Raw genomic sequence first — 7,373 nt, 5'->3', positions numbered from 1 at the left:
CGCATGCGGTGCGGCGCTGCTGACCCGGGGACCCCGACCGCGCCGCCTGGCACCGCCAACACACCCGCCGGTACCACCGGGGCCGGCCCCCGGGGCCCCGGGTCCCGGCCGCGGTCGTCCCGCGTATCGTCGGCGTGTCGTCACACCTCCGACAGCTGCGGGTACATCGTGGCGATGTCCGCGGCGAGAGTCGCCTTCACCTTGCGCGACATCTCGTCGGCGAGCACCTCGTAGGCGCCGCTCTCGACGCCGTCCAGCGCGAGCGCGGCGACATCCTTCGCCGTGGACTTGGGGGCATCCACGTTCGCCGTCATGTCGGTGTCCACATAGCCCACGTGCAGCCCTGTCACCTCGATGCCGCGGGGTTTCAACTCCAGCCGCAGGGAGTTGCTCTGCGACCACAGCGCGGCCTTCGACGCGCTGTACGAACCTGCCATGCCGATCCAGGACAGCACCGAGTGGATGGTGAGGATGTGGCCGCCGCCGTTGCGCTCGATGAGGGGCGCGAAGGCGCGTGTGACCTGCAACGGACCGTAGAAGTTGGTCTCGAACTCCCGCCGGATGTCCGCCAGGGGCGCATGGAGGAGCGAGGCGTTGATCGAGACGCCGGCATTGTTCATCAGAACCGTCACGTCACCGGCCTGTTCGGCGGCCGCGAGCACGGAGGCAGGGTCGGTGACCTCCAGCGCCAGGGGCACCGCGTCCGGGTGTGCCACCGTGCGCGGGTTACGAGCCGTGGCGTACACCTTGGCCGCACCGCGAGCGAAGGCCTCTTCCACCAGCGCGCTGCCCAGGCCGCGATTGCCGCCGGTGACGAGTACCACTGCGCCGTCGAGCGAAGTCATCAATCTCTCCTTAACGTTGCGCCGGTCGGTTCGGTCAAGGTGAACCGACCGGTTTCTTGTCCTGAATCAGATATGGGCTGCCCGAAGAAGGCGCCGTCGGGCCGGTCGGACCGGATCAGCCTCTCACACGTATCTGAAACACATTCTCGCTTGTCCGGGCTGACGGCGCACGGTGAGACGCCGTTTTCTCAAGTGAGGGATGCTGTGGGCATGTTCTTCTCACATGTGAAGGGCGCTGGCGGGCGGGGCCGGACGTGCGCAGCGGAAGGAGCCCCGTCGGTGTGCCATGTGTGAGGCACACGTCACCCCTCACATGTGAACCCGGAGCAGGCGAAAGTCGTTGATCGCCGGACCGGCCGGGAGGCTCTCTCCGTCCGTGTAGCCTCCGTGAGCAGACCCGGCGCCAACTTCCCTTCATGGGCGCTCTGTTCGCGAAGATGGTCAGAACAACGCGCTCAGCGGCACGCCTGGCGGCCGTGGACGACGGCACACGTCACGCCACGGCCCGGCGTCGGGCAGCCCACCCCCTGCCCTCTTCAGGAAGACATCATGAGAAAGACCCTTGTTTCGTCCGCCATCGCTGTGGTCATGATGAGCGCCACCCTCACCCCGGCCGCCGCGGCAGACCCCACCAGCCACTCGCCCTGGGGGACGATCGACGCACAGGACCGGAGGCCCGCAGCCGCCCTCCCGGACGCGGGAATCGCCCGCCGCTGCGAGGGTGCTCCCACCCTGCGCACGACGCGCGCGGACGGCAACCGCGGCCGCTCCGCCCAAGTCACCGGCATGCTGTCCTCGACGGCCCGGTTCACTCACTTGCTCGCCGGCACGGAGGACGACGGATCCCTCGACGAGGCCACGGACACCGGCGTCGGGGCGGGCCGCACCGGCGTCCACGTGACGGCCACGATCGGCGACGGTCCGCACGCCGACGCAGGCGACGCGACAGGTGACTTCGACTTCTACCGCCTCCAGGCATACGTGGGGCAGACGATCACCGCGAAGATCACCGAGGGAACCGTGGACGCGGCGCTGACCCTGTACGACGCCGCCGGACGGGTGCTCGCCGGCGCGGACGACTCCGCGGGCACCCTCGCCCCCACGCTCATCGGCAAGGTCTCCGCACCGGGCACGTACTACGTCATGGTCTCGGGCTCCGGCGCGCGGCCCGCGGACCCGACCGACTCCGGCAGCGGCAACGGCGGCACCAGCACGGGCACGTACACGCTGAGCCTGAGCGCGACCACCGTGCGCACCCAGTACTACGCCGTCCACCTACGGGCCGGGGACGTCGTGGGAGCCTCGGTGGACGGCAGCCCGGACAAGGTGGCGCTGTACGCCCCGGACGGGACGCTGGACGTGGGCTCCACCGGCGACGTCGGGCACAACCATCCCGCCTCGAGCCCGCTTCCGTCCGGCAAGGTCTCTCTCGACGACGTGGCGGCCGAGGACGGGTGGTACTGCGTCGCCGTCTCCGGCGACACCCGCGGCGCCTACCGCCTGAAGCTGCTCACCACGCGCCCCTCACTCGAGGGCACGGGTCAGGAGCAGACGATCTTCCTGGACTTCGACGGGGCCCGTATCGACCCTTCCGTGTTCGCGTCCTCCGGGCTGCCCGTCACGCCCGGCCCGCGCACCACCAGTGCGCTGCGCGCCTTCCTCGCCGCCTGGGGTCTGCCGAGGAGCGCGGAGAAACCGCTGGCCGACGCGATCACCGCCCAGGTACGCCGAAGTCTCCGGTCCGGACTGGGGGCCGCCGGAATCACCAAGCGGTCCGGCGTCCGCATCCTCAGCAGCGCACACGACGCCGACCCCGGTGACGCGAAGAACGTCCACCGCGTCGTCGTCGGCGGGACCATCGCGGAGACCGGCCTGCCCACCCTCGGCATCACCAGTTCCATCGACCCGGGCAACTTCGACACCGCCGACACCTCGATCGTGCTGCTCGACCTGCTCAGCGGACCGGCCGGCGACAGCATTTCGCTGAACCACTACATGACGTCGTCGAGCGACAGGATCAAGTTCGTCAGTACGGTTGTCACCAATCTCGTCGCGCACGAGATCGGTCACGCCCTGGGCAACTGGCACACCGCCACCGACGGGACGTCCACGCTCATGGACAACGACGACACGTTCCTGGGCACCGGCCCCGACGGCGTCGGCGGCACCGAGGACGACGAAAGCCCCCAGACCTTCGGCACCGACGCCTTCAGCGACGCCGACGGATTGACGGGCGTGGAGAACACCGCGGTGCGGACCGCTTACGCGCTGTCCCGCTGACGGGCCGCACCCCTCACCGGGCAAGGAAAGCGGCGTAGGGCCCGGTCGGGACGGCCCTGACGAGGACGCACCGCTCGTCCGCCCCAGGGCGGGCGGTGCCACGCCGTACGGCCAGGGCCGGCCGGGACGTCCATGCGGGCTCCGGCGAACTCCGCGCGATGCCGCGGAGAGGCCGGAAGCGCGGACCGGCCGGGATCAGCACTCTGCCGGCGACGCGCACGCGCCCTGGCGCGCGGTTCGGACTCATGCCGCTGTGGCATCACCCGATGCGGAAGTGGTCTTGGACGACGGTGGTACCGGCCTGGTGAGATGGCTCCGGACAGACGCCCGGGCCGCCGCCGGACCCCTCGAGCCCTCCACGGACCGGAATGAATCCGAGCCCGTGCGTCACTCGCCTCGCCGCCCGGGTCCCCGCTATCGCGGACCCGCGTCCGGTCCATGGCCCGGCCTCTGACCACGGCGGCCCCCTCCATTCAGGAAGCACGTTCATGACGACAACGCCGCCGCACAGGACATCGCCGCCCCCTCCACGATCCGCCTATGCCGACTTCCTCGTCATCCAGCACCGTGCCGCGCTGGTCGCGTACGCCGAAAGGCTGCTGGCGGACCATCACCTGGCGGAGGACATCGTTCAGGAGGCACTCGTGCGTGCCTGGCGTCATACCGACAAGCTGCGCAGTGGGGAGGGCTCCGTCCGCAGGTGGCTGTTCAAGGTGACCCGGAACCTGGTCATCGACAGGTCCCGCAGTGCGCCGGCCCGTCACGAGTGCGTCACCGGGGAACTGTGCGACGTGCCACGGAGCGACTCCGTCGGCGGTGTGCTGGCGGCCATGGAGGCGCGCGAACTGTTGCGGGGGCTGAGCGACGAGCACCGCGACGTCCTGGTGCACACGTGCATGTACGGCTTCACGGTGCGGGAGACCGCCCAGCGTCTGGGGATACCCGCCGGAACGGTCAAGTCGCGCCGCCACTACGCGCTGCAGGCCCTGCGCCGTCGCGCCGGCGTGCCCCCGGAGGCGTAGCGGGGCCGACTGCGCGGGAGGCTGCGCTCGCAGGGCGGTGGGCAGGGGGGTCCGGCCGCGGCCGGTTCGTGTCACCCGTGTGCCGCGCGGGGGAGACGGGGAGGCGGTCCCCCGCGCGGCGGCCCAGGGGTCAGGCGGACAGGAAGCGGTTCACCTCGTGGGCGAAGTCCTCGTGGTGCTGGAACAGGAAGCCGTGGCCGGCATCGCTGTAGAGGATCACCTTGGCGTGGGGCAGCTTCTGCGACATGGCGTAGGTGGCGTACGCGTGGATCATCACGTCGTGCGCGCCGTTGGCCACCAGGACCGGCAGGGTCAGTTCCTCCTGGCGGTGCCAGAACCCCTTGAAGGAGCTGATGGCGCCCAGCTGACCGCGCACCGCCTCGGGGCCCACCACGGCGTGGGACTCCTTCAGGCGGTTCTCCAGCCTCTCCAGGGAGGCGCGGCCCGCGGCGACGGCCTCCTCCGTCTCCGGATAGAACAGGTGCAGGAAGTCGTCGTCGACGTTGACCGGCTTGCTCATGACCTGCTGGGTGCGTGCTGAGGGGGTCGGCAGGTCGGGCACCCCGCCGGCGGAGCTGCCCGCCACCACGAGGTGACGCACGATGCCGGGCGCGGCGAGGGCCACCCCCTGGGCGACGATGCCGCCCATCGACCAGCCCAGCACGTCGATGTCCGTCAGCCCCAGGGCGCCGATGAAGGCCAGCGAGCCCTCCACCATGTCCTCGATGGCGGCCGGCGGGTTGCCGGTGGTGAGGTTGACGCCCCGGTTGTCGAAGACGATGACCTCACGCTCGGCGGCCAGCAGGTCGAGGAACGCGGGGTCCCAGTGGTCGATGGTGCCGCGCAGCCGCATGTGCATCAGCAGCGGACGGCCCCCCGCCCGTCCGAACCTGCGGTAGGCGAACGTCTCGCCGTCCGGTCCTTCGACGTACTGGGTCTCGGCCGAATCGGCCACGTAAGCGGGCATGTGATGACTCCTTTTCGGGAAATGACTGCCACCTTTCCGGCGTCGAACCGGTACGGCGGTGGCGGCCAAGATGGGGCGGGGGTGCTCTTCTTCGTCCGTGGCGCCCTGCGCGGGGCGGTGCCCGAACGCCTCAGACGGTGATGACCATCCGGAACCGGGCCTCGCCGCGCATCATGCGGTCGTAGGCGCTCTGCACGTCGTCGAGAGACGCCGGCTCCACCATCGGCGCCACGTTCTGCGCCTGGGCGAACGCCAGGTTCTGCTCGTTCTGGGCGGGGGTGCCGGTCAGCGAGCCGGAGACCTGCACCGCGTCGAAGATCAGCTGGCGTGCTGAGACCCGGACCGGCTCCGAGGACACTCCGACCAGGACGAGCCGGCCCCGGCGCGCCAGACCGCCGAGAAGCGGGCTCACATCACCCGCCGCCGCCGTGGCCAACACCATGCGGGCGCCCCCCAGCCCGGTCAGTTCCTCGGCGGCGTCCGAGGCCTTGCTGTCGATGTAGTGGTGCGCGCCCAGCCCGAGCGCGAGCTCCCTCTTGCCGGTGCCACGGGCGACCGCGGCCACCCGCAGGCTGAGGGCGCGCGCATACTGCAGTGCCAGGTGCCCCAGACCACCGATGCCCTGTACGGCCACGAGGTCGCCGGCCACCAGGCCACCAGGCTGCTGGATGTTGCTCACCAGCGCGTTGTACACCGTGAAGCCCGCGCACAGCAGGGGCGCGACCCGCGTCGCGTCCATGTCCTCCGGCACGGCCACCAGGGCCGTCTGCCGGGCGTACATGTACTCCGCGTACCCACCGTCCACATGCACGCCGGTGTACGGCTGGTCGGTGCAGCCGACGAAATCGCCCAGCCGGCACGCCTCGCACACACCGCAGTGCCCGCCGAGGAAACCCACCCCCACCCGGTCGCCCACCTCCCAGCCCGAGACGCCCTCGCCGAGAGCGTCGACACGGCCGACGGCCTCGTGGCCGGGGACCCGGCCGGCGTCCTGGCCGTCGTGGGGGTGGACGACGATCGAGTCGCTGTGGCAGATGCCGCAGGCCTCGACTTCGATGCGTACCTGACCGTGCCCTGGCGGAACGAGTTCGCGCTCGGTGAGGCGAAGGCCGCCGTCCGGGGCGACCTCGACTGCGCGGTAAGTGGCCATGAGTATCTCCGTTAGGGAAGAAGTTGCAGCGGCGCGCCTCTGCCCGACTGCCCGGGCCCGGGCGCGGCGCCGGACGGGTGCCGGCACAGCGGTGAACGGCGGCGGCTGCTTCGGGGGGCGGTGGCCGGTCTGGTTGCCGCTCCGCCCGGAAGACCGAACGGCAGCCCCGGCCACGCGACTTCAGCTTCGCCGGTACGAGTGGAGATTTTGTTGACCACCCGTGCGACCGCCCCGGGGGGTGGACACCGCACCCGGCCGGGGGCCAGGGCTCACCGCGCGGCGTGCTCCCTGGCCCGCGCGGCGGCCTGCGCGACGCTGCCCCGGTGGGCCGGCCCATGGCCGGGCAGGATGACGTCGGCGTCGAGCCCCTCCAGGATCTCCAGGGAACGCAGGGCCCTGGCCCGGTCGGTGTGGAACATGGCCGGAAGCAGCTGGGGGCCTTCGGTCCGGGACGTCGGATGAGCAGTGACCAGAGCGTCCCCGCTGATCAGTGTTCCGCTGCCGGCCAGCAGGTACGCGCAGTGCCCCTCCGTGTGCCCCGGGGTGTGCACGGGTGCCGGCGCGCCCGGGAGGTCCAGCGGGCCTGGCGCCGGAAAGGCAGTGGGCTCGCCGACCGACACCTGGGCGGTGCCACCTGCCCGGATGGCGTGAACGGCCCACGGAAGGACCCCCGGGCGCCACGACCGCGCCAGAACCTGCCCCACGGAGACCTGATGCAGGTACTCACGCCGGGCGTGCGCGACCTCCTGTTCATGCATCACCACCGGTGTGCCGTATGCGAGGCGAAGGCGTTCCGCGGCTCCGATGTGGTCGTTGTGGGCGTGCGTCACCAGGAGCGCGCGCACGCCTTCCGGCTTCACACCCACGGCGTCCAGGGAGGCGAGCAGCAGGTCGTGGTCGTTGGGGTATCCGCTGTCCACCAGGGTGGCGTCGTCACCGTCTTTGACGATCACCCAGTTGGTGTTGCTGCCCGACACCAGATACACGTCGTCGTCGATGCGGACGATGTCCTCGTCGCGCAGTTGCCTGGTCATTCGCTTTCCTTTCGATGCGGCGCACCGCGTATGGCCTGTCGGCGGGGGCACCCGCGGACCGGCGGGCCCCCTGCA

At 71.0% G+C, this 7,373-nt stretch carries 6 protein-coding genes; 2 read left to right on the top strand and 4 right to left on the bottom strand.

The window, feature by feature from the left end:
* Positions 1-140: 140 nt before the first annotated feature.
* A complete protein-coding gene (locus tag ABZ454_RS24355) occupies positions 141-845 on the bottom strand; it encodes an SDR family oxidoreductase (RefSeq protein WP_359540844.1) in 705 nt (234 codons plus the stop codon).
* 549 nt (positions 846-1,394) lie between these two features.
* Here ABZ454_RS24355 and ABZ454_RS24350 point away from each other — a divergent pair.
* Together ABZ454_RS24350 and ABZ454_RS24345 are read left to right on the top strand one after the other, a co-directional pair.
* Complete coding sequence (locus ABZ454_RS24350; protein ID WP_359540843.1) at positions 1,395-3,125, top strand: pre-peptidase C-terminal domain-containing protein; 1,731 nt, start codon at positions 1,395-1,397, stop codon at positions 3,123-3,125.
* 488 nt (positions 3,126-3,613) lie between these two features.
* Positions 3,614-4,147, top strand: coding sequence for a sigma-70 family RNA polymerase sigma factor (locus tag ABZ454_RS24345; protein ID WP_359540840.1), 534 nt, complete (start codon positions 3,614-3,616; stop codon positions 4,145-4,147).
* A gap of 130 nt (positions 4,148-4,277) precedes the next feature.
* On the opposite strand, the gene ABZ454_RS24340 is transcribed toward ABZ454_RS24345, so the two are convergent.
* The 3 genes from ABZ454_RS24340 to ABZ454_RS24330 form a co-directional block, all read right to left on the bottom strand.
* A complete protein-coding gene (locus ABZ454_RS24340) occupies positions 4,278-5,114 on the bottom strand; it encodes an alpha/beta hydrolase (RefSeq protein ID WP_359540838.1) in 837 nt (278 codons plus the stop codon).
* 130 nt (positions 5,115-5,244) lie between these two features.
* The gene (locus ABZ454_RS24335; RefSeq protein ID WP_359540836.1) at positions 5,245-6,264 is read right to left on the bottom strand and encodes an alcohol dehydrogenase catalytic domain-containing protein; all 1,020 of its coding nucleotides are present in this window, start codon (positions 6,262-6,264) and stop codon (positions 5,245-5,247) included.
* Between the two features lie 269 nt (positions 6,265-6,533).
* Positions 6,534-7,298, bottom strand: coding sequence for an MBL fold metallo-hydrolase (locus ABZ454_RS24330; RefSeq protein WP_359540832.1), 765 nt, complete (start codon positions 7,296-7,298; stop codon positions 6,534-6,536).
* Positions 7,299-7,373 lie beyond the last annotated feature (75 nt).

This window comes from Streptomyces sp. NPDC005803, from assembly GCF_040630435.1.
Classification (GTDB): Bacteria; Actinomycetota; Actinomycetes; order Streptomycetales; family Streptomycetaceae; genus Streptomyces.
The sequence above is the reverse complement of the archived record's forward strand: the minus strand, read 5'-3'. Positions and strand labels throughout refer to the sequence as shown.